At 43.5% G+C, this 23,108-nt stretch carries 23 protein-coding genes; 10 read left to right on the top strand and 13 right to left on the bottom strand.

Features of this window, described 5'->3' with window-relative positions:
* Window positions 1–38: 38 nt before the first annotated feature.
* Together ACR63T_RS12000 and ACR63T_RS11995 are read right to left on the bottom strand one after the other, a co-directional pair.
* Entirely contained in the window at window positions 39–527 is a 489-nt protein-coding gene (locus tag ACR63T_RS12000; protein WP_305898982.1) for a diacylglycerol kinase, read from the bottom strand.
* 123 nt (window positions 528–650) lie between these two features.
* Window positions 651–1,712: a polyprenyl synthetase family protein gene (locus tag ACR63T_RS11995; protein WP_472784130.1), complete on the bottom strand. Its 1,062-nt coding sequence runs from the start codon at window positions 1,710–1,712 to the stop codon at window positions 651–653.
* A gap of 478 nt (window positions 1,713–2,190) precedes the next feature.
* Between ACR63T_RS11995 and fadB the strand changes: the two genes are divergently transcribed.
* The 4 genes from fadB to ACR63T_RS11975 all read left to right on the top strand — a co-directional run bounded on the left by fadB (window position 2,191) and on the right by ACR63T_RS11975 (window position 7,065).
* Window positions 2,191–4,350, top strand: coding sequence for a fatty acid oxidation complex subunit alpha FadB (gene fadB, locus ACR63T_RS11990; RefSeq protein WP_472784129.1), 2,160 nt, complete (start codon window positions 2,191–2,193; stop codon window positions 4,348–4,350).
* Window positions 4,351–4,443: 93 nt separating this feature from the next.
* Complete coding sequence (fadA, locus tag ACR63T_RS11985) at window positions 4,444–5,616, top strand: acetyl-CoA C-acyltransferase FadA (RefSeq protein ID WP_201570283.1); 1,173 nt, start codon at window positions 4,444–4,446, stop codon at window positions 5,614–5,616.
* Window positions 5,617–5,856: 240 nt separating this feature from the next.
* Window positions 5,857–6,432 (top strand): isochorismatase family protein, encoded by a 576-nt coding sequence (locus ACR63T_RS11980; protein ID WP_472784128.1) that lies wholly within the window; start codon window positions 5,857–5,859, stop codon window positions 6,430–6,432.
* Window positions 6,433–6,507: 75 nt separating this feature from the next.
* Window positions 6,508–7,065 (top strand): DUF1287 domain-containing protein, encoded by a 558-nt coding sequence (locus ACR63T_RS11975; RefSeq protein WP_472785280.1) that lies wholly within the window; start codon window positions 6,508–6,510, stop codon window positions 7,063–7,065.
* 93 nt (window positions 7,066–7,158) lie between these two features.
* Here the strand turns inward: ACR63T_RS11975 and asd are convergent, their stop codons facing one another.
* Window positions 7,159–7,995, bottom strand: a complete 837-nt coding sequence (asd, locus tag ACR63T_RS11970) for an archaetidylserine decarboxylase (protein ID WP_472784127.1) — start codon at window positions 7,993–7,995, stop codon at window positions 7,159–7,161.
* A 131-nt stretch (window positions 7,996–8,126) separates the two neighbouring features.
* On the opposite strand from asd, the gene dtd reads away from it, so the two are divergent.
* Window positions 8,127–8,579, top strand: a complete 453-nt coding sequence (gene dtd / locus ACR63T_RS11965; protein WP_472784126.1) for a D-aminoacyl-tRNA deacylase — start codon at window positions 8,127–8,129, stop codon at window positions 8,577–8,579.
* Window positions 8,580–8,621: 42 nt separating this feature from the next.
* Here dtd and ACR63T_RS11960 read toward each other — a convergent pair whose 3' ends face one another.
* The gene (locus ACR63T_RS11960) at window positions 8,622–9,239 is read right to left on the bottom strand and encodes a M23 family metallopeptidase (protein WP_472784125.1); all 618 of its coding nucleotides are present in this window, start codon (window positions 9,237–9,239) and stop codon (window positions 8,622–8,624) included.
* A 104-nt stretch (window positions 9,240–9,343) separates the two neighbouring features.
* Between ACR63T_RS11960 and ACR63T_RS11955 the strand changes: the two genes are divergently transcribed.
* Window positions 9,344–10,045 (top strand): 3'-5' exonuclease, encoded by a 702-nt coding sequence (locus tag ACR63T_RS11955; protein ID WP_472784124.1) that lies wholly within the window; start codon window positions 9,344–9,346, stop codon window positions 10,043–10,045.
* A 69-nt stretch (window positions 10,046–10,114) separates the two neighbouring features.
* Window positions 10,115–11,515 carry a sodium:solute symporter family transporter gene (locus ACR63T_RS11950; protein ID WP_472784123.1) on the top strand — a complete coding sequence of 467 codons (1,401 nt, stop codon included), beginning with the start codon at window positions 10,115–10,117 and terminating at the stop codon, window positions 11,513–11,515.
* An 8-nt stretch (window positions 11,516–11,523) separates the two neighbouring features.
* Here ACR63T_RS11950 and ACR63T_RS11945 read toward each other — a convergent pair whose 3' ends face one another.
* Complete coding sequence (locus ACR63T_RS11945; protein WP_472784122.1) at window positions 11,524–12,465, bottom strand: alpha/beta hydrolase family protein; 942 nt, start codon at window positions 12,463–12,465, stop codon at window positions 11,524–11,526.
* Between the two features lie 253 nt (window positions 12,466–12,718).
* Between ACR63T_RS11945 and ACR63T_RS11940 the strand changes: the two genes are divergently transcribed.
* On the top strand, window positions 12,719–13,396 hold the full coding sequence (locus ACR63T_RS11940; protein ID WP_305900335.1) for an LOG family protein: 678 nt from the start codon (window positions 12,719–12,721) through the stop codon (window positions 13,394–13,396).
* Window positions 13,397–13,526: 130 nt separating this feature from the next.
* Here the strand turns inward: ACR63T_RS11940 and ACR63T_RS11935 are convergent, their stop codons facing one another.
* A complete protein-coding gene (locus tag ACR63T_RS11935; protein ID WP_472784121.1) occupies window positions 13,527–15,179 on the bottom strand; it encodes an FAD-dependent oxidoreductase in 1,653 nt (550 codons plus the stop codon).
* A gap of 540 nt (window positions 15,180–15,719) precedes the next feature.
* On the opposite strand from ACR63T_RS11935, the gene ACR63T_RS11930 reads away from it, so the two are divergent.
* A complete protein-coding gene (locus ACR63T_RS11930) occupies window positions 15,720–16,154 on the top strand; it encodes a COG4315 family predicted lipoprotein (RefSeq protein WP_472784120.1) in 435 nt (144 codons plus the stop codon).
* Between the two features lie 77 nt (window positions 16,155–16,231).
* Here ACR63T_RS11930 and ACR63T_RS11925 read toward each other — a convergent pair whose 3' ends face one another.
* Window positions 16,232–16,843, bottom strand: coding sequence for a YceI family protein (locus tag ACR63T_RS11925; RefSeq protein ID WP_305898969.1), 612 nt, complete (start codon window positions 16,841–16,843; stop codon window positions 16,232–16,234).
* Between the two features lie 456 nt (window positions 16,844–17,299).
* Between ACR63T_RS11925 and ACR63T_RS11920 the strand changes: the two genes are divergently transcribed.
* On the top strand, window positions 17,300–17,578 hold the full coding sequence (locus tag ACR63T_RS11920; protein WP_201570270.1) for a type B 50S ribosomal protein L31: 279 nt from the start codon (window positions 17,300–17,302) through the stop codon (window positions 17,576–17,578).
* Window positions 17,579–17,645: 67 nt separating this feature from the next.
* On the opposite strand, the gene ACR63T_RS11915 is transcribed toward ACR63T_RS11920, so the two are convergent.
* From ACR63T_RS11915 to ureC, 6 genes are all read right to left on the bottom strand, one after another.
* A complete protein-coding gene (locus tag ACR63T_RS11915; protein WP_472785279.1) occupies window positions 17,646–17,858 on the bottom strand; it encodes an IS3 family transposase in 213 nt (70 codons plus the stop codon).
* 39 nt (window positions 17,859–17,897) lie between these two features.
* A complete protein-coding gene (locus ACR63T_RS11910) occupies window positions 17,898–18,575 on the bottom strand; it encodes a HupE/UreJ family protein (protein WP_472784119.1) in 678 nt (225 codons plus the stop codon).
* Between the two features lie 128 nt (window positions 18,576–18,703).
* Window positions 18,704–19,357, bottom strand: coding sequence for an urease accessory protein UreG (ureG, locus tag ACR63T_RS11905; protein WP_201570264.1), 654 nt, complete (start codon window positions 19,355–19,357; stop codon window positions 18,704–18,706).
* A gap of 80 nt (window positions 19,358–19,437) precedes the next feature.
* Window positions 19,438–20,235, bottom strand: coding sequence for an urease accessory protein UreF (locus tag ACR63T_RS11900; RefSeq protein WP_472784118.1), 798 nt, complete (start codon window positions 20,233–20,235; stop codon window positions 19,438–19,440).
* Complete coding sequence (ureE, locus tag ACR63T_RS11895) at window positions 20,228–20,806, bottom strand: urease accessory protein UreE (RefSeq protein ID WP_472784117.1); 579 nt, start codon at window positions 20,804–20,806, stop codon at window positions 20,228–20,230. The genes ACR63T_RS11900 and ureE overlap by 8 nt, the downstream gene beginning before the upstream one ends.
* A 104-nt stretch (window positions 20,807–20,910) precedes the next feature.
* Window positions 20,911–23,037: an urease subunit alpha gene (ureC, locus tag ACR63T_RS11890; RefSeq protein WP_472785278.1), complete on the bottom strand. Its 2,127-nt coding sequence runs from the start codon at window positions 23,035–23,037 to the stop codon at window positions 20,911–20,913.
* Window positions 23,038–23,108: the final 71 nt, after the last annotated feature.

Below are 23,108 nucleotides of genomic sequence, written 5' to 3'. Positions count from 1 at the left end.
TTGCCTTTTCTTAAAAGCCACCTTTTAAAAACATCGTCTTAAAACAGAAAAGTAGATAGTGCCATTAACCACAAAATAAATAGTAAGGTTAACGCTAAAAACTGTGCCGCAGAGCCGACGTCTTTACCTATCTTGGCTAAGGGATGTTGCTGGGTAGACGTATGATCGATACTGGCTTCTAATCCCGTATTAAATAGCTCAACGATGATAGATAGTGTGGATGCGAAAAGCAGAATCATCTTTATAGTGATCGCAAAAGGTATAAATATCAGCACAATCAACAATACTAAATTGAGCCAAAAGGCTTGGCGAAAGGCCGCTTCATTTTTATAAGCCGCCATAAAACCATCAGCGGAGTAGCCTGCAGCTTTAACGATACGACCAAACCCTGCTTTACCTTTGGCATCAGCCGCAAAACTATCAGCTGCTAGCGAGCCTGCATTTGGGGTATGTTCATCGTGGTCGTTATGAACGTGTTCATGACTAGGTTCATGATTATGAGAACGGTTTAAATTATTATCAGTCATATTATTTATACCAAACGTATCAATTATAGTTATCAATGATAAGCAGTTTAGCATGAGCATAATTCTAACAAAGCTGTTAGTTAGCCTATTTTTGTTTGATTTTTAACACAGCTATAAGAGTAGCTATTTATTACGCGCCCATAGCCAATCAATAAGCTCAAGTAGCGCACTGTTTTTACTAGCACTATTAATATCAACGCTATCGTCAGTACTAGTATTCAGCTCACGTATTATTGCGCTGCGACCTTCGTTAAACAACGATTGCGCGTACTCTTTGGCCTTCTCGACGCCCATTAGTTTTACGTAAGTCGATTTATCTAACTTCTCATCACTACCGACAGGTTTGCCTAAATCATCGGTATTACCAATCACGTCCAATATATCGTCTTGTACTTGAAAGGCGAGACCGATATGCCCCGCGCACTCTTGTAATGCCATGCGTTGTAATGCAGTAGCGCCTGCGCAAATGCCGCCCATCAGCATTGCCGCTTCAATCAAAGCGCCTGTCTTATCACGATGGATTGCCTCTAGCTCATTCTGCATTATCCCCGCGCTCGCTTCAGCATTTAGATCGAGCATTTGACCTGCCACCATCCGCCGCGCGCGTGGCGCAAATACCGCCAGCAAGCTACTGGCGATATGAACATCAAAAGGCGCGAAGGTCTCAATCTCAGCAGTTAGTATTTCAAAGGCTAAGGTCTGCAACACATCACCTGCTAGCAATGCTGTCGCTTCACTAAAGACAATGTGACAAGTCGGCTGCCCACGGCGCAGCGCATCATCATCCATACAGGGCAGATCATCGTGTACTAACGAGTAAGTATGCAATAGCTCAACGGCTAACGCGGCACGCCTGCACATATCATAATGAATTTCGCTATTTAATAAGTCATCCAACCCCGTTTCTATATTTAAAGTAGCGCTATTCAAATCAGGCGTTTGAGAGCTGTCCTTTGCGCGGTTATGACTGGCCTCAACGCTGACAAAACTACTAGCTACTAGCAATGGACGCACCAGCTTACCTTGTCCCGTCATGACATAACGACAGGCCTCATCCAGCGGGCTTGGCAGCTGAGCATAAGCAAATAGCGCCTCAATATCTTGCGCTAACTGGTTACGCAAAGCCTCGTGCAGCTGCTCAAAAGAGTCAAAAGGAATAAATCGCGGTGCAACAGAGACGGTCATAATTCGAGCCCAGTTGAAGTAAGAGAATAAAAATAGGGTAGTTTAGCATGATAGCCAATACTGCCTATATGGCTTTTATTCATACCTTGATAGTTCTAGCTATTCTTTGATGTTTAAAGTCATAGTAATGATACTTTTCTGCTATTTATCTTTACTTATTGATGATTTAACTTGTTAGCTGAATATGTTTTTATAAAGCAAGTGTGATCTTTATAGCGTTCTAAACGAGTGGCTATTGCTTACTATTTATAATTACTCATTAAATAGTGACTTGTGCGTTTGGTTTTAGCTTGTGACAGTTGCTACTATAATCCCTACACTAATTGACGATAACAGCTTATCGAAGATGATTTTATTCTTTGAGCTAAACAATTTGTACTGAAAATTTTTATTAATAATAACGAGCTACTTTACTTAAAAAATAGGTTTGTTTTTTAACTTGATGAGATAGCTTTTAATACATAGCAAGGAGTTCCAAATGGTATATCAAGGAAATCGCATTACCGTGAGCATGCTAGAGGATGGCATCGCCAACATGCATTTTAATGCAGAGAATGAGAGCGTCAACAAGTTCGATCTTGAAACCAATAAACAGCTTAGCGAAGCGGTTAGTGCGTTAGAGAAGTCTGATGATGTCAAAGGTCTCATTGTCACCTCAGGTAAAGGCGTCTTTATCGCTGGAGCAGATATCACAGAATTTGTCGCTTCATTTAAAAATTCAGAAGAAGACATCAAAGCTTGGGGCATTAAAGTGAATGGCGCTTTCAATCGCTTTGAAGATTTGCCTTTCCCGAAAGTAGCGGCTATTAACGGCGCAGCACTGGGCGGCGGTTGTGAGATGACGCTGGTTTGTGAATATCGCGTTATGAGCGACAAAGCCATCATCGGTCTACCAGAAACCCAGCTAGGTATTTTCCCAGGCTTTGGTGGTACGGTACGTAGTTCACGGGTCATCGGTATCGATAATGCGCTTGAATTGATCGCTACAGGCAGCCCTAAAAAAGCCCTTGATGCGCTAAAACTAGGCTTAGTCGATGCAGCAGTTGCAGCAGATGACTTGCAAGATGCGGCCATAGATTTGGTCAAAAAATGTATCTCAGGCGAGATTGATTGGCAAGCTAAGCGCGAAGAAAAACTAAATCCTGTTAAATTAAACCCGCTTGAGCAAGCGATGGCGTTTAACAGTGCTAAAGGCATGATCTTTGCTAAGGCCAATCCTAAGCAGTATCCAGCGCCAGCATTAGCTATCGAGGCAATTGAAAAGCACGTTAATTTGCCACGTGATGAAGCTATTGAAGTTGAAGCGACTTACTTTGCCAAAGCAGCTAAGACGCCACAAGCAGAGAGCTTAGTAGGTCTATTCTTGAGCGATCAATTGGTCAAAAAATTGGCCAAAAAGCATAGCAAACAAGCGCATGATATTAATGAAGCTGCCGTACTAGGCGCAGGCATCATGGGTGGTGGTATCGCCTATCAAGCCGCCAGTAAAGGCTTGCCAATCATCATGAAAGATATCAAATCTGAGCAATTAGATTTGGGGATGGGTGAAGCCAGTAAGCTATTAGGTAAAATGGTCGACCGTGGCAAAATGACTCCGACCAAAATGGGTGAAACGTTAAGTCGTATCCGTCCAACACTTAACTACGGCGACTTTAGCGATACTGATATCGTTATCGAAGCGGTCGTTGAGAATCCAAAAATCAAGCGTTCAGTGCTAAAAGAAGTCGAAGGCTTAGTCAAAGACGACGCTATCATCGCCTCTAACACCTCTACTATTTCTATCACTTATCTAGCGGAAGAGCTGGCACGCCCAGAGAACTTCGTCGGTATGCATTTCTTTAACCCTGTTCACCGTATGCCACTAGTAGAAGTCATCCGTGGTGAGAAGTCTTCTGAAGCGGCTATCGCAACGACTGTGGCGCTAGCAACCAAAATGGGCAAAACGCCTATCGTGGTCAATGATTGCCCAGGTTTCTTAGTCAACCGTGTACTGTTCCCATATTTTGGCGCCTTTGATTTACTGCTTAAGCAAGGTGCTGATTTCGTCCATGTGGATAAAGTCATGGAAAAATTCGGCTGGCCTATGGGTCCTGCGTACTTGATCGATGTGGTCGGTCTAGATACAGGTGTACATGGTGCTGAGGTGATGGCAGAAGGCTATCCTGATCGCATGAAAGCCGACTATAAAGGCGCTATCGAGCATCTATATGACAACAAACGCTTAGGTCAAAAGAACGGCGTTGGTTTTTATAAGTATGAAATGGACAAACGCGGTAAGCCGAAGAAAACCCCTGATGAAGCGACTTATGAGCTATTAAAAGCCACTACTAATAGTGAAAAGCAAGAGTTCGATGATCAGGCTATTATTGATCGCACTATGCTAGCCTTCTGCAACGAGACCGTGCGCTGCTTAGAAGATAATATCGTCAGCACGCCAAGCGAAGCAGACATGGCGATGATTATGGGCGTTGGTTTCCCACCATTCCGTGGCGGACCTTGTCGTTATATCGACCAAATGGGTCTTGATAACTACTTAGCACTGTGTGAGAAATACGCGCATCTTGGCAAAGCCTATGAAGCCCCACAAAAAATACGTGACATGGCAGCCGCTGGTGAGACGTTTTACGCCACGGCATAATGCGCACACTCAATTAGGATAAATGTCGTCAGCTTGTTTTTGATCTAAAAATAAGCTGACGATCACTAATAAAAATTTAAAAGGAAAATTAATATGACAACTTTAAGTCCAAATGATGTGGTCATTGTCGATGGCGTACGCTCAGCGATGGGCAAAACAAAAAATGGTATGTTCCGTCATGTGCGTGCTGATAGCTTATCAGCAGAATTAGTTCGCGCGTTAGTTGAGCGTAATGATTTCGATACTAATGATGTCGAAGATATTATCTGGGGCTGTGTTAACCAGACTCTAGAGCAAGGCCTAAATATCGGTCGTAATATCGGTCTATTGGCTGGTATTCCAAAGACTGCTGGCGGTCAAACCGTTAACCGTCTATGTGGCTCATCTATGCAAGCCCTGCATACTGCTGCTGCGCAAATCATGACTCAGCAAGGCGATTTATTTATTATTGGTGGTGTTGAGCACATGGGTCACGTCGGTATGATGCATGGCGTTGACTTAAATCCAGCGGCCTCAAAGCACTACGCTAAAGCCTCAAATATGATGGGCTTGACCGCTGAAATGCTTGGTCGCATGAATGGTATTACTCGCGAAGAGCAAGATGCATTCGGTCTAGAGTCGCATCGCCGCGCGTGGGAAGCGACTACTGAAGGTCGTTTTAAAAATGAAATCGTCGGTATTGAAGGTCATGATGAAGCGGGTCGTTTGCAATTATGTACCGTTGATGAAGTAATTCGTCCTGATGCGACGATGGAGCAAATGCAAAAGCTACGTCCAGCTTTTGATCCTAAAGGGGGTACGGTTACGGCTGCAACTTCATCAGCATTATCAGATGGTGCATCAGCGATGCTAGTGATGAGCGCCCAAAAAGCTAAAGACTTAGGTCTTAAGCCACGCGCCCGTATCCGCAGTATGGCAATCGCTGGTTGTGACGCGGCTATTATGGGTTATGGCCCTGTACCAGCTACGCAAAAAGCGCTAAAACGCGCGGGCTTAAGTCTTGATGATATCCAAACTATTGAGCTAAACGAAGCCTTTGCTGCGCAAGGACTATCAGTACTCAAAAACTTAGGTCTGACGGACAAGCAAGACATCATCAATGTCAACGGCGGTGCGATTGCACTTGGTCATCCGCTTGGTTGTTCAGGCGCGCGTATTACTGTGACTTTGCTAAACGCAATGGAGCAGATGGATACCGAAGTTGGACTAGCAACTATGTGTATCGGTCTTGGCCAAGGTATCGCCACTATTATTGAGCGTGTGTAGATATAAAGTTTAAATTTTCGAATCAGTTTATTGCATAATTTAAAGCCTTTGATCTATATGATTGAAGGCTTTTTTATTTTCTGTTAATAGTAAACCGGCGCAGCTAGGCTCGTTATAAGTTGTTACGATAGGTTATCCTCGTTGACGTCCTCAACAAAATGTGACTAAATGAGAAGGAGCATATACTATAAAAATAAACTGATCTGTCGCCATCTGCTACAGAGGTACAAGGAGTGTATTATGTCCACTATGATTATTGACCGTACTTACCGTATTGCCCGTGAAAACACCCAAGCCATGGTTATTGACGTCCAAGAACGTCTAACTCCGCACATCCATGATCACAAGAATATCGTCAAAAAAATAGTAATACTCGTTAAAGGTCTGCAAGCCTTAGGTGTTCCTATTATGCTGAACGAACAATATAAAAAAGGCTTAGGCGAGACGCTCCCTGAAATTCGTGAGCTGTTAGAAGAAAAAAACAGCAAAGGCTTTGAAAAGGTCACTTTTAGCGCTTGTGATAATCCTGATGCTTGGAATCATCTAGCGCAGCAAAATCGCAGTATCGTGCTGTTGTTCGGGGTAGAGTCGCATGTTTGTGTGCTTCAAACCGCGCTTGATTTACTTGATCAAGGTCTGCAACCTGTCATTATTGGTGATGCGGTAGGTTCTCGTTTTCCCTATGATAAGAAGCTAGCACTACGTCGTATTCGCCGTGCAGGTGGCATCATTACTACGGTTGAGACTGTATTGTTTGAGCTATGCCGTTCAAGTCAAGATCCTGCTTTTAAAACGATTATTAATTTAATTAAATAATGAATTGAATATATAAAGTAGGTCACAGCGATGAGTAGGATAGAGCCGTTTAGTGTTAAGAGCTTGTTGGCGGTAATGCTCTCAATAGCTTTATTAACACCAGCTATAGCTGCTAACACGGTTAGCAGTGGTGATAAACTAGCTGTTGATGCTAAAAAGCAAATCGGGGTCACAACTAGCTATGATCCTACTTATCGCAAGCTTGAATTTCCACGCGGGGATGTACCTCAAGAGACAGGCGTTTGTACCGATGTAGTCGTCCGCGCTTATCGTTTGCAAAATATTGACTTGCAGCAGCTGATCAATGTCGATATGAAAGCCAATTTCTCTGCTTATCCTAAGATTTGGGGTCTCAAATCCACTGATAAAAATATTGACCATCGCCGTGTACCCAATATCGAGACTTACCTTGAGCGTCATGGACAGAGTTTATCGATGACTGATAAGGACAGCTTTAGGACAGGTGATATCGTCTCATGGCGTTTGCCCAATAGTAATTTGCCCCATATTGGTGTGGTTTCAGACAAAAGCGCGGATGATGGTACGCCACTTATTATTCACAATATCGGACGTGGCACTCAAGAAGAAAACATTCTGTTTGCCTATCCTATTCATGGTCATTATCGGTATTGATAAGGTCTTACCTACAATTTTTTTAAATAAAAAAAGCCGCTAGCAATTTCATGTTAGCGGCTTTTTCAGACAAAATTATTAATAACAAAAGCTTTATTCTACGTTTGCCAATCCTAAAAGCTCACCCATCTCAACTTTAGTATTAGCACTCATACTCTCTTGCCAATTCGCTTTCGCGGCCTTTGGCAAAATCACAATAGCAGTTGAACCTAGATAAAAGCGTCCAAGCTCATCGCCCTTTTCAAGCTTTATCTCATGCTGCTCTAGCTGAATATCTTTAGTACGCGTAATCTTGCCCGTCGCTACGGATTCGATACCTGCGACAATCATCGCGCCGACCATCACTACCGCTGCTTTGCCATATTCTGTATCGAATATACAGACTAAGCGCTCGTTACGTGCAAACAAATCAGGCACGTTAGCGGCTGTGCTATTATTAACCGAAAATAAAGTACCAGGCACATAGCGAGTGGTGGTCAAAGTACCAGCGAATGGCATATGCACTCGATGGTAGTTGCTTGGCGCTAGATAGACGGTGGCAAAGCTGCCATCGGCAAAGTAATCGCCATCGTCAGTATTGGCTAGTAATTGTCCAATCTCGTAATAGCGTCCTTTGGCTTGCAACAGTTTGGTATCTTCTATTTGCCCCAATTGTGAAATGACGCCATCAGCTGGGCTGACGATACCTTGCGCAGTCTTATCAATAGGGCGTGCCTCGTCTTTTAGCTCACGAGTAAAAAAGTCATTAAAGCTCTCATAGGCATTAAAGCTTTGGCGCTCATACTCATCCAAGCTGACCCCATAAGCTTTTGCAAAGCTACGAATAAAGGCTTTTTTGACCAAAGGGTGACGACTAGAGGCTAGACGACCAGCGACGCGGCTGAGTTTCTGTTGTGGGACAAATTGCTGAATAGTAGTGAATAATGACATAGTAAGTTACCAAGATAATTTTAAATAAAGTTGTAAATAAGAGTGAATGACAATATGGCGTATTTTATCATGGTCAGCGCTACTCGTATGCGTGTAATTGGTTAAAGGCAGTTTAATATAGGGACAGTTTAATGAAAGCACTTATTCAGCGGGTCAGCTCTGCTAGTGTCAAAGTCAACGGGCATAGCGTTGGCGCAATCGAACACGGTATCTTGGCTTATATCGGTCTAGGCAAAGATGACAACAGCCAAAGCATGCAGCGTATGATCGATAAGATCTTGACTTATCGTATTTTTGAAAATACTGAAGATATTAGCAAACTAGGCAAGCTTGATCAGAACTTGCAGCAAGTGAATGGCGGATTACTATTAGTATCGCAATTTACGCTAATGGCCAGAACGGATAAAGGTCGCCGTCCTGACTTTGGTCGTGCGATGGCCCCTGATATAGCGCAAGCTTTATTTGCTCAGATGATAGCTTATGCCAAGACGCAGCATCCGCTAGTAGCTACGGGTGAATTTGGTGCCAATATGCAAGTTGAGAGTGTCAATGATGGGCCGTTAAATTTCTTACTAGAGACTTAATATATAAGCTAGTCAAAGTTTTCAAAGTTAACGTTTTTATCGCTAGTTTTTTATTAATAAAGGATAAGGATTGACCGCGCTACCATTGATATATATTCCATAATGCACGTGTGGCGGTGTGCCTTTGGCGTTGCCGCTATTGCCAACATAGCCGATGGTGTCTCCCGCCTCGACCCAATCATTAACGCTAATATCAGCGTAATCCTCTAGGTGCGCATAATAATGCCCCGCGCCACCAGGCCCGACGATGACCACCACGCGACCGCCTAGAGTATTCTCACCTACCTTGCTAATAATGCCATGGGTGGTGGCTTGTACAGGTGTATTACGCTCAGCAAAGATATCAATGCCCTCATGAGAGCGACCTTGGCTACGAGCCGCGCCCCACGTATCGGTTAAGCTTTGCCCAGGTAATGGGCTAGGTAAGCTATTATCTACAGGTAGCTCTTCTTGTAATAAATTAACCTGTTGCCATTTACTTTCGATCAAGGTCTGTGTTTGCAAGCGAAAAGTTGGCCATAGCTTGTCAAATATAAACAAAAGCGCAAATAAAAAAACGGCTCTTAGTAGTACACTGAATATCCGACTAAAGAGCGAAGGCTTTGGCGGTTTTGGCGGCACTGGTAAGGGTGGCGGTGTTGATGACTCGTTAGGTAGCATTGATTCGCCTTATTTACTCTTAAGTAAAGGTATAGAATGTTATTCTATAGAATATGTGCCAAAACTTTGAATGGTGTTTGGTAAAAGAGATAGGTATTTGATGAATGACTGACATAGCAACCGCGCTGATTATCGATACAGAGACCGACCGAGGCGGCGACCCACGACCTATTCAAGTGGCGACTATCAATGTTGCTACAGGCTTTGAGTGGATGCAGTACTTTAATAGTGGCCGTGCTATATCGCCTGTGGTGATAAAGGTGCATGGTATCACCGACGAGGATGTCGCTGGACTTGAGCCGTTTGATATTGATGAGTTTGAGCTGCCAGAGTATCTAATTGGTCATAATGTACGCTTTGATTGGCGAGTCATTGGTCGCCCAGCGGCCAAGCTGATTTGTACCGTTAGACTGGCGCGTGTGGCCTTTCCAGAATGGCGCTATTATGGTCAATCAAAGTGTATCGAGCAGCTAATAGGTAAAGGCGAGGCGAGCAAAATGACTATCGCGGCGCACGATGCTTTGGGTGACGCGCGAATGTGTTACCTGCTATATAAAGCCTGCTGCGAGCGCCTTGAGATTGAGCCGACTGATTTTGCTGCTGCCTATAAAATATCGAACAAAGCCAGTCCGACAGGCAAGATGCCCTTTGGTAAGCACAAAGGCAAGTTAATAAAAGAGGTGCCTATCGACTATATCAAATGGATGCTCGCCAATATTCATAATTTGCAACCCTCATTGCATACCGCTTTAACCAAGCGTGTTGCCGCTGAAAATCTAAAGTCTACAGAAGACCCTATCAATTAAAACTTTATAATATTCAAAGTGAACTCTAAAGGTTAGTGATAGTCAAACAAAACAAGGATGTCATCTACAATGGGTATCACTGAAGCTGCATTATTTTGGGGGTTTTTGCTGGTTTATGGCGTGATTATGTATGTGCTATCACCCAAAAGTAAAAGTTCAGAGTCGTTCTACAAAGGGGTCGATGAGCAAGGTAAGCCCGTTGGTCAATGGGCACTGACTGCTAGTATTTTTATTAGTTGGATATTTGCCAAGTCAGTGACTAATGCGGCCAATCTAGGCGCAACCTATGGGGTCGTCGGTGGCCTCGCTTATGCCAGTTATTGGCTCTCTATTCCCGTAGCGGGCTATGTGATTTATCTGATTCGTACGCAGACGGGCGCGCGTAGCTTACAAGAGTTTTTGACTTCGCGCTTTGGACGGCTAGCGTCATTAGCTTTTGCCGCGGCTATTTTGATTCGGCTCTACAATGAGATTTGGAGTAATACTGCGGTGGTCGGTGGCTATTTTGGTCTGCCTGGACAGTGGCAATATTACACAGCGGCGATGGTATTTACGGGCTTTACCTTAGCTTATAGTTTAAAGGGCGGGCTGCGCTCCTCTATATTTACCGATGTGATTCAGACCTTTGTCTTTGTGTTCTTTTTAGGCGCAGTCATATTTATGATTTTGCCTGCTAATGATCCGAGCGCTTTATTGCAGTCGGGTAGCTTTCGACTGAATGGTGGTGTAGATTTATTATTAGTGGCTTTGCTACAGCTGTTTAGCTATCCTTTTCATGATCCTGTACTGACCGATCGCGGCTTTGTAAATAATGAAAAGACAATGCTCAAAAGCTTCGTAGTCGCAGGATTGCTAGGCTTTGTAGCAGTATTTGTTTTCAGCTTAGTAGGAGTACATGCGCGCTTAAACGGTATCGATGCGATGGGCAATGCACCTGTCGCTGTTGGACGCTCGCTAGGGCTGGCGGCGCTGTTTTTTATGAGCGTAATTATGATGACCTCAGCAGGCTCGACGCTGGATTCTACTTTTAGCTCGTTAGCTAAGTCGCTAGCGGTAGATTTGCCAAGGCTTGCGCAGCGTAGCATTCAAAGTCTACCCAGTGTAAAAATTGGCGCTGTCGTCATGATCATTTTCGCCTTGCTGGGTAATATACCTATGTTTGCAGGGACTGATATCCTACTCGCGACGACTATCTCTGGCACTATGGTTATGGGTCTTGCGCCGGTATTTTTGTTTTATAAGTTTACCAGCTGGTCGCCATGGAGCTTTCACTTAAGCTTTTGGACGGGTCTGATGTTAGGGGTAGCATTAGCCATAGGCGCTGTACCCCAGAGCTGGGCTATAGGCGATGGTGATTACGCGCTGCTACTAGGCGTGAATGCTTGGGGTATATTGTTATGTACATTAGGATTTTTTATACCGTTAGTGCTGGCTCGTTTGCGCGGTAAATCTGCGCTAAGGGCTAATTAAAATAATGGCTAGTGCGTTTTAAGCCAGTCCACCGCCATTTGCCAAAGCTCAGGCGCTTGTGCATGAGTCTTACGACTAAAGAAACGCATGTGTCCTATGCTATTGACGCCTAAGGCCTTGGGGTCAAGGTAGTGCTTTTCTACAGGCATGTTTGGGAATACTCTGATCATATCGTCGATGTTTTTACTATTAGCGATTTCATCATCACTAAAGCCTAGCCAAAGCGCAGGCATCGCAACTTCATCATAAAAGTGACTATGCACAGTTTCGCCAAGTGCGGTTTGAATATAGCCTGAGCCATTGCACCACTCACGCCACTGTCTGGCAACGCCTCGTGGTAGTGGCTCGCCCATACCGATTCTGTCCGCTGGCGTATAGCCCAAAGTTAGATTACTTAGCGGTATAAAGACATCCATAAATCCCATCGCTTTGAGCTTGTAGGGCATGTCCATATTGGCGATACAGCCTGACGAGCAAGCGACATTGAATACCGAGCTAATAGCACTATAATTAGGCATCAAGCCAATGAGCTGACCACCTGCACTATGACCGATCAGATGATATGAGGCATCAGGAAACTCATAGTGTAGGGCATCGAGCACCGCTGGCATGTCATGACGACCCCAGCTAATCAGGGAAGCATCACATTTTTTCAAATCAGTGGTCAACGACTCACCGATACCTTCATTATCAAAAGTAATAACTCCGAAGCCATGCCCTGCTAAAAACTCAGCAAAATGATGATAAAACTGGCGCTTAATACCTGTTGCTGGTGCTATCATTATCGCGGTCTTGATCTGATTTCGAGGACGATAAATAGTAGCTGCCAGCGTGTGGTTGCGTTCAGTCATTATAGTTAATGAGTATGTTTTTATAGTCTCATTGTTATTCATAGCTTCTTTGGTATTATATTCTTGCTGCAAGTTGTGGAATGATTCATTATCTGACATAGTTATATCCTAAATTGCCTGAGTATTGAGCGCTAGCATGTAGTGATTACGTAGTGATCAAGCGTTGCCAACCAGTATTAGTATGGCTTATGGTAAAATAAACGTAGCCTAATTTTAACCAATAATCCAATCAACCAGCATAAAAATTAATATCATCACAGTCATAGATAAAAATGATACTAGAATTAAAAAAAGCACGATATCTAAAAAAATTAAAATTAAAATTTAAAAACTAAACTAAGGGCACGACATGATGCAAATGAAAATCAATAACGATACGTATGAAGTAATAACCAGTCACGATATAGCCAATATAGAACAAGCAGTCGATAAATCAAGCCTTACTATGCCATTAGTAGCCGTCTATTGTGGATCGCGCTTGGGCAATGATGAGGTTTATGAACAAGCGGCGCGTGAGCTAGGTAGCGCGCTTGCAAAGAACGGCTTAGGGCTAGTCTATGGCGGTGCTAGTATCGGCTTGATGGGTGCGGTCGCTGATGGCGTAGTCGATGGTGGCGCACAGGCAGTAGGCGTTATCCCAACCTTTATGCTCAAGCATGAGATCGCTCACGAGGGCTTAACGCGTCTGCATCTAACGGATACCATGCACACTCGCAAGACGGTTATGGCGGAGTATGCGAATGCCTTTATTACCCTACCAGGTGGCCTAGGTACTCTAGAAGAGATAATGGAAATTGCCACATGGCGACAGTTGTATCAGCACGAAAAGCCGATGATTATTCTCAATATTAATGGCTTTTATGACAGTCTAATTGAGCACCTTAAATTTACCACTGATCAGGGCTTTATGAAGGCTGAGGATCTTGAGCGTTTAGTGGTCTGTAATAGTATCGCTGAGGCGATTGAGCTACTACAGACGATCGTAACTATTGATGAAGAAGTAGACACTAAGAAGATGGTGGGTAACTAAGTAAATTGGTAAGCAAATTGACAGTTTAAACGAAACGGTCAATTTGAATGGTTAATGACAGTCAGCTAATAAAAGGGCTTAGCGTATTACGCTAAGCCCTTTTATTAATAGTAATTATATATTCTACGGCCTAAACCATCACTGGGGTCAAATCATCTAACGCTACATCATGAACACTATGATTGACCTCTGCCATACGAGTAGGAAAGCCGCGTTGTTCAGCCAATACTCTAGCAGCGCCATCGATAGTCAAGCTATCATTGTGCTCTAGATATTGCCAATTATGAGCATAACGATCTTGATTAGCAGGTAAATTGCTCTCTAATAGGTCAAGCTCAATCAATTGCTCAACGATCTCATCAGCAGCAATCAATGTCGATGATGCTTTGACGTTTTCAGCGCGTGCATAATGCAAGTTAGGATAGAGACTGACATCCGCCACTCGTAGAGTATCATCTTCACCTGGAATTTGCTGACCACCATATAAGGCATTGCCTATGGTACGTGCACTATTAAAACTCGGTACAAATTCAGCAACATAATCGATCGATTGCTGACTACGCGCTTGTAGTGGCGCTTTATCCCAGCCATCTTCGATGTAGTGCACATACTGTGCAGGCAGCTTAGGTTGTGAGCTATCCTTAGTAGAGGCCACCAAGCCATCATCAAACAGAGTAATAAATTTACTCATACCATGAATCTGGAAATAACCGCCAGGGTATGGCGTCAACTGCGCCATACCCTCAGGAGTACCACGCGCACCATATACAATAATCTCAGGTATTTGCCCACCAGCATCATCCCAATGCGTAATGTATGAGGATTTAAACTCTACCATACGTGTGACATCGACACCGACCATATCATCGATAATACCAGTACGAAAGCCACAAGCATTGACTAGATAATCGACTTCTATAGAATCAGATTGTGCTGTATTTTTTGCGACATCATTATTAGCGTCACTGCTGGTATCGTTATTATGCTTAAAGGCTTGAGGACTTTGCTGATAGTCAATGCGCCACTTAGAGACATGATGATTGGCATTGCTACAGTCACTGCACTCAACAGCTACTACTTGCTCAACTTTGGTATCGGTAAAGACGTGAGCATTATCATAGCCATCTAACGCAAGCTGAGCTGATGCTGCCAAGCGAAAGATATTCCAGCCGTACTCTTGCACCACAATCAGCGGATATTTGACTTTATTTAAATCTAAATATTTGGCAACAGGTATGACCCATTCATCGACAGTGCTAGGCACAGCGACTTGCTCGCGTCCGGATAATTCAATGAGCTGCTCATGGCTGTAAAGCTGATAGTAGTCTTCAGGCTCACCCAATACTTTATTATTAGGATTTTGCTCAATAAGGTCACGATAAGCTTGGGTCAATATATCTAGACGCGGCAGTAGATCCTCAGGCATGCCTTCATCACGAGTGGGCACGGCGAACACAGTAGGGCGCACGTCTATGGTATAAGGATAAAGACGTAAGATATCGATACATTGCTTGAGTAGTGCGACGCAATCCTCATCAGGAATCTCACGATATAGATTACCACCTGCATGCAAGTGACACATTGGCGGACCATCGATGAGTGATTTTTTCTTCTCGAATAGATAAGTCTCAAGTCCTAATGCTGCTAGACGAATGGCGATAGTCGCCCCAGCAGTACCGCCACCTAAGATACCGACTCGCTTTTTAGCTTTAGCAGTAGCCAAAGGTGCAGTAGTTGCATCTGCAGTTGCGAAGGTATGAGCGTAGTTAAAAGAATGAGTCATAATCGAGTAGGTATCCTTGGAGCCACTTAGCCTAACTTAGGAGCGATAGTGGCAAACTTATTGATTTTATTATCTTTGTATAGATATGAGTGCGTTAACAGTTGAGTTCAATAGAGATAGTAAAGCACCCTTCTTCATATTCCAAATTGTTGTCTAATGACAACGCAATGCAACATTTGACGTTAGCTGTAAAAGGATTGCTCATTATATTATCTGATCTGATCATATGGTCTTAAATGAGTATTCTACGGAATATTAAGATTTATATAACCGTAAACGCGTAAAGTACTGCATAAATTTTGTCAACAAGTGAAGGTGCTGTGTAATAAGCAAACTCTAAAAATAAAGGTAAACGGAATCTTGAAAATAATACGGCTTACTATTATCTGTTATCTGTATTGAGGTGTTTTGTTAGTTTGAAGTAGAGAGCGGATTAATCGTTTTTTGCTTGTGCTATATTGAAACTGCTCGCTATTAGGATATAGATAGAGCAACTAACTTTAACGAAATAATTTTTTACTATGAGATAAGGAAGTTACTATGAAAAATATTATTATGTTGTCAGCTTTGACAGGAGTCTTAGCGCTCTCTGGTTGTACGACTATGAAAGACATGATGGGCATGGGCGATTCAGGGATGCAAGATATACAAGCTACTGCCAGTAATACAGCTCCAGTTACTAGTATGAACGGGGTGTTAGTCGACTCAGTTAATAAAATGACTTTGTATACTTTTGATAAAGATTCAATGAATAAGTCTGAGTGTGGTTCAGTTTGCACGGTTGCTTGGCCTGCATTTATGGCACCTAATAATGCCAAGTCATCAAGTCAGTTTTCAGCTTTTCAACGAGAAGATGGCACTTATCAATGGGCTGCTAATGGCAAGCCATTATATTTCTATGCCAACGATACCAAAGTAGGTGATACAGATGGTGACAATAAGCTTGGTGTCTGGCATGTTGTCCGTACCAAATAATATTTAATATAGTATCTTATAAAAAAGCAGCCATTTTTAGAGCTGCTTTTTTTTGTTCATCAGAATACTTTTTTACACTAGTTTTTTTTAATCAGCTCGCCGTCGATTTGAATAGGCACGTTAGTAGTGATACCGCCTGCAAACATAGTCATACCATAAGCCGCGCGGTCGATATTACCTGTCGCACGAAAGCCGATAACAGGCTCTTTAGTCATCGGGCTATCAGCAAGCTTTTTTAGAGTCACATCAAGTGTTAATGGCATAGTTTTACCTAGCAGGGTAAAGTCGCCTGTTACTTTAGCTTGAATAGGATTACTAAAACTGACTTGGGTCGATTTAAAGGTCATTGTTGGATATGTGGCAACGTCAAAGAAGTCGTCAGATCGAAGATGCTCATCACGCGCCTCCCATGCAGTATTGATACTATTAGTATCAATAACAAAGCTCATTTGCGTAGCATCAGGCGTTTTCATATTGTAATTAAGCGTGCCATCAACCTTATCAAAACGACCCATAGTGGTCGAAAAGCCTAAATGCTCAACCTCAAAGCCGACGCGAGTATGTGAATTGTCCAGCTCCCACTGCGTTGGCATGGCGGCGCTGGCAAGGGTAGTTATCGCTAGAGTTGAGCTGATGACTAGAGTTTTTGCTAATATTTTTGCTGAATAATTTAAAGAAAGAGTAGTCATAAATCTTTGTTCCTATCAATAAGTAATTGTTGATAAATACGGTTTAATAGATTGCTCTAAAAGCCTGTAATCAAAATCATTCATCATTTATAACGTATCGCAGTGCAAAAGTCAGTAGCGTTATGCAAACGGATGTATTGCTTTATCTTGCTGCACAGAACAATGTGAACTTTTGACCATGACAACTAAGTAGCAATGACAACTAAGCATAATCTTTAAGCCGCTTTTATTAATAGTCATTGCTCGATGGCTTGCATCAAAGTCCAAAAACCGTTAAAATCGCCCTTTAATTTTCCCGCTGTGGAAGGCTAAGAAAGCAGAGGTGTGGTGTTGAGTGCTGGAATAAGCCAGTGACGTGATTGCCAGCCTTAGATATGTGCTTAGTGCCTCAGTTACGTATGTCAATCCTGATTATCTATCATTTAGATGACATGCATCGGACCTAGAGAGATTATTATGCGTAAAGATATCCATCCTGATTATCATGACGTTTTGTTCCATGACACCAATGCTGACGTTTATTTCTTAACCCGTTCAACCGTTAAGACCAAAACCACTCGCGAGTATGAAGGCACAGAATATCCGTACTATCCACTTGATATCTCAAGTGCATCGCATCCGTTCTATACGGGCGAGCAACGTAAAACCTCTACTGAAGGTCGTGTTGCTAGCTTTAACAAACGTTTTGGCGCATTCGGTGGCCGTAATAAGAAAGCTGCTGATTCTGCTGAATAAGATTGCTATTGAGTATAAGTTATTTTTACTTATGCCCTATAGTAGTGTGAAGATAAAAAAACCGCCCTTAATAAACTGACCCTCTAGACTTGGACAGTTTAAGTTTGACCAAGGACTGAGCCCTGTATTGTACAGGGCTCAGTCTTTTTAGTTTAAGCTGAATTCTTTCATCATTACAGTAATGCACATATTCATGAATTTGTTTTTCTAATGTCTCAGTCGCTTTATTCTTTTCAATGTAGATAGTCTCATACTTGAATATCTCAAAGAAGCTCTCCATCAGTGCATAGCCTAGACAGTTTGGCGCTCGCATCCTGAACTAGCTCAACAGTACAGCGCACAATCCAAAAACAGCGATAATGCGTTGAGTAATCAGGCTGTCTGGTAAGCGATGGTTCAGATAAATGGCAACACCTTTGCCAACAGTATATAGACCAAGCATAGCAATGATCATACCAGTAAAGAAACCCGCTATAGTGCCGCTTGTAGGAACCTCAATGGCATGTGCAGCTCCGTGGAACATAGCGAGCGCACCAAAACCAATGATGGCTAAGTTATGCCCTGTTTTAACGGATGCTTTGTTGCTTTGATTCAATGAGTTATTAAAGTAGCGGCTCATAAGGGCTGTGGTGAGTGCGACGATAGAGAATAGAATACCGTATTCGATGAACATAGGGTTCAAGCTCACACTCAAGCTCAGTGCAAATCCCACTACCAAACCAACCCCTAATGAGGCAAAGCCTTTTTTGAAGCTGTGCATTTGAGTCAATAGCATGCCCATACCGAGTGCTAGCATGAGGTGATCAAGCCCCGTCAAAGGATGCGTTATGCCAGACAATATTGAACTTATAAATGCGGCATCTGTCGCTAGTAGGTCGTGCCCAGAATGAGAAAATGCCAGTGTCGGTAGCAATGACAGTAGTGCCAAGCCACTGATGATTACTGTTTTGCTAGTAAGGGTTTTAGAGGCTATAGATTGTGATGCTTTTGTGCTCATGATAATACATCCTTAATAAGTCAACAAATCGATATACTCACGATCTGCTGAGCCGTTTATCAGTGGATAAAATAGTTATTGACGCCACAGAATATTTGGCTTTGAGAGATAACAATACAGGTAGCGTCTTACGCCGCACTTATCATGCCTTTATCAAGAATAAAGGCCACAATATCATCCAGACCGTCGCCTGTTTTCATGTTACTAAAGACCACAGGCTTATCACCGCGCATTTTTTTGGCGTCATGTGCCATAACCTCAAGCGATGCGCCTACTAAAGGGGCAAGATCGGTTTTATTGATAATGAGTAAGTCGGATTTCATAATGCCAGGCCCGCCTTTACGAGGGATTTTATCGCCTGCTGAGACGTCAATGACATAAAGTGTTAAGTCGGATAATTCAGGGCTAAAGGTAGCCGCCAAATTATCACCGCCAGATTCAATAATAATAAGCTCAAGACCTGCAAATTGTTGCTGTAATTCAGCGATGGCAGCGAGATTAATTGAGGCATCTTCACGAATAGCCGTGTGCGGGCAGCCCCCTGTTTCGACACCTCGAATACGCTCGGCTGGCATCGCCTCATGACGGGTCAAGAACTCAGAGTCCTCTTTGGTATAGATATCATTGGTCACTACGGCCATATTGACGCTATCACGTAAGCGCTGACATAATCTGAGGGTTAATGCTGTTTTACCTGAACCAACAGGACCGCCAATACCTAAGCGTAGAGGTGATAGTGTCGTATCTGAATGAGTGTTTTCGACTTTAGGTGTCAGTGCCATAAATAAATATCCTCGATAAGGGTTATTAAATAACGGTAGTTCAATAAGTATTGTTCAATAGAAGTTAGGTGTGTCAGTATTTAAGAGCGGAATAATCGGCTGTATTGCTTTTCATGCTGACAAGAGAGTATCGCTAAATGGGGTAGATTCGCGGACATATGTAGCTGCTGATAAAGTAGATTTAGCTTTATGTTGACTTCCACAGACGTATCCTGAAGGTGCAAAAAGCTTTGCTTGACGCGGATCGCTAGCGGATATACTTGCGTGCTTAATAACTGCTGTAATTGCCAAATAACTCGCTGTCCTGCCATTTGCCCAAGCGGTACGGTTTTGACCGCTGCCAGTACCATATTTTCTATTTGACCAAAGGCGTAGGTGGTCATCGCTTGCTCAGGCTTAAATTGCCAATGCGCGCTAATATGGGCAAACAGTGGCAAAAAGCCGTGGGCAAGCAAGCTATCAGGTACATCAAGCTTAAGTACCTCATCAAGCCATGCGGATAAGGATAGTGCTAATTGGCTCGACTCATAGACGAACTCTTTACTCTCACGGCTGGCGTGATAATCCTTGCCTAAGGCATCAGCAAGCGCTACGTCATCAACCGTCAGGGCTTCAATCATAAGCGCCAATAGCGGTAGCTCATAGCGACACAGTGCGAGCTCCAGATAGTCACTCATAAATGCTAAGCAGCTGCTTTCATCATGAATAAGCCCTGACTCAATAGCGGACTCTACACCTTGGGAGTAGGTATAACTGCCAATAGGCAAGTTACTTGAGGCTAGCATCAATAGACGTCCAGTTACCTCGGTATTATTCAGATCGCTTATACCTTGTGCTTTATTAGTAGTCTGCTGTGAGTACACGGAATCATTATTCATGAGCGTTATCATGACTGTGATTATCACTGTGATGACCATTATTATGATGGCTATGGTTATGATGACTGTGCGCGTGCTCATGATTATTAGAGTGAGCATGCCCATTATTATCACCTTTATAGGCACCCGTTTCTGGTTCAAACGGCGCTTGGACAACTTGGGTATGTAGGCCAAGTTGCTGTAGCATCGCCTCTAATACATGGTCAGGCTCAAAGTACAATGCTTTGGGTGCAATCATCAATGGTACATGACGGTTACCCAAATGATAAGCGCCCTTCATAAGATCAAAGCTATTATCGGCAGTCACTTCGACTAAGGCTTGCTTGGCCGCCATAACCTGTATCAATGCGCCTTGATTATCTGCTAGCACACTACCATTCTTAATGGTTTCGGTACGGGGTAGATCCACACCAATGGATTCTTGCTGCTGAGTTTGTGCTTTGAATCGGCTGCGCTGGCGGGTATCAAAGTCTAAATATAAAAATTTCCCTGCCTGTTTTTGGCTATTAATCACAGTGTTTTGTTCAGCACTGAGATCTGATGTCTCGAGACGATGAGTATAAATTTGCATAAGGTAAGTCTATAGTTAGTTGAAAAATAATTTGGATGGGTATCTGCTTTGGCATTATTGTGACTTGATTAAAAGCCATCACAATCAAAGCGATGACAACGCTACTAGAATAAAAAGTAGCGCTGCGCCATTGGCAGATACTCGGCAGGCTCGCATGTTAGTAGTTTGCCATCGGCATAGACTTCATAGGTCTCAGGATTGACCTCCATATCAGGACAGTAGCTGTTAAACTTCATGTGTTGCTTTCGCACCTTACGAATGTCATGTACCGCTCGAATAACTTTTTCTAATCCCAATTGCCTATCAACGCCTTTATCGATAGCCGCGCTTGACATAAAGGTAATGCAAGTCTGCGCCACAGTTTTGGGGAAGCTGCCAAACATGCTGCGATAGTGCACAGGCTGCGGAGTAGAGATGGAGGCGTTTGGGTCGCCCATAGGCGCAGCAGCTATCAAGCCGCCTTTGAGGATGCGATCAGGTTTTACCCCAAAAAATGCGGGTGACCATAACACCAAATCCGCCCATTTGCCGACTTCAACAGAACCTACCTCATCGCTGATACCATGAGTAATCGCAGGATTGATAGTGTATTTTGCAATATAGCGTTTGATACGAAAATTATCATTACCGCTATCAGCGTCAGCATCACTTAGGGTTATATTTTTAGAGGACTGCTCAGTTTTAGCCGATTGATCAGGAGCGAGGTGGCCGCGCTGAGCTTTCATCTTATCAGCGGTTTGCCACGTGCGAATAATGACTTCTCCCACACGTCCCATCGCTTGCGAATCACTACTCATCATAGCGATAGCACCCATATCTTGTAAGATATCTTCAGCGGCGATGGTTTCTTTACGAATACGGCTCTCTGCAAAAGCGACATCTTCAGCGATAGAGGGGCTCAAATGATGACAAACCATGAGCATGTCTAGATGCTCATCAATGGTGTTAATAGTGAACGGGCGCGTCGGATTAGTGGACGAGGGTAGCACGTTGGTCTCGCCAATGGCTTTTAGAATATCTGGAGCATGACCACCGCCTGCGCCTTCGGTATGAAAGGTGTGAATACAGCGGTCTTTAAACGCGCCTAAAGTGCTATCCAAATAGCCGCTCTCATTAAGTGTATCGGTGTGAATCGCCACTTGTACATCGTATTCTTCAGCCACGCTAAGGCAGTTATCAATGGCTTTGGGCGTAGAGCCCCAGTCTTCATGGAGCTTAAGACCGATAGCACCTGCTTCAATTTGCTCGACAATAGGCGCAGGTAAGCTGACATTGCCTTTGCCTAATAGTCCGATATTCATCGCAATAGAGTCAGTGGTTTTTAGCATACTCTGAATATGATAAGCGCCAGGCGTACAAGTGGTGGCAAGCGTACCCTCAGCGGGTCCCGTACCACCGCCTAGCATTGTGGTGAGACCAGACATCAATGCCGTCTCACATTGCTGCGGCGCAATAAAATGAATATGGCTATCGATACCGCCAGCAGTCAGAATTTTACCTTCTCCTGCGATAATCTCCGTAGCCGCGCCAATAGGTAGCGTCACATTAGGTTGAATATCAGGATTACCCGCTTTACCAATGCCACTAATGCGCCCCTCTTTGACAGCGATATCAGCTTTATAAATACCCGTATAATCGACGATTAAGGCATTGGTAATGATCGTATCGGCAACTTGATCGCCCAGTAACTGCGATTGACCCATACCATCACGGATCACTTTACCGCCGCCAAACTTAACCTCTTCACCAACACTGACCTTGTGAGCATCAGAACGCTGATCCATGAAGCTAGTCAAATCATACTCAACTTCAAGCCATAAATGAGTATCGGCTAAGCGGACTTTATCCCCTGTAGTAGGGCCAAAATGCTCTGCGTGAATACGTCTGTCGATAGACTTTTGCGAAGTAGCAGTCGTGTTTTTGACCTCAGCTGGCCCCATGACTTTCCCCGCAAAACCATAGATATGCTGACGACCTGCGATAGCAACCAGCTCAACTTCGCGTGTTTGTCCTGGCTCAAAGCGTACCGCAGTACCAGATAAGATATTGAGTCGATACCCAAGCGTCGACTCTCGATCAAAACTTAGTGCTGTATTGACTTCATAGAAGTGATAGTGAGAGCCGATTTGAATAGGGCGGTCGCCGGTATTGATGACTGCTATGGTTTGAACGCAGCGCTCAGCGTTTAAGGCCATATTGCCTGCTTTTATTTTATATTCACCTACTTTCATCATGATATTAATTATCCTTAATAGTCTATGGCTATAGCTTAGTTCAATAACGTTTTATACGAGCTTGAAAC

This window comes from Psychrobacter sp. M17(2026) (genome assembly GCF_055699815.1).
The sequence above is the reverse complement of the archived record's forward strand: the minus strand, read 5'-3'. Positions and strand labels throughout refer to the sequence as shown.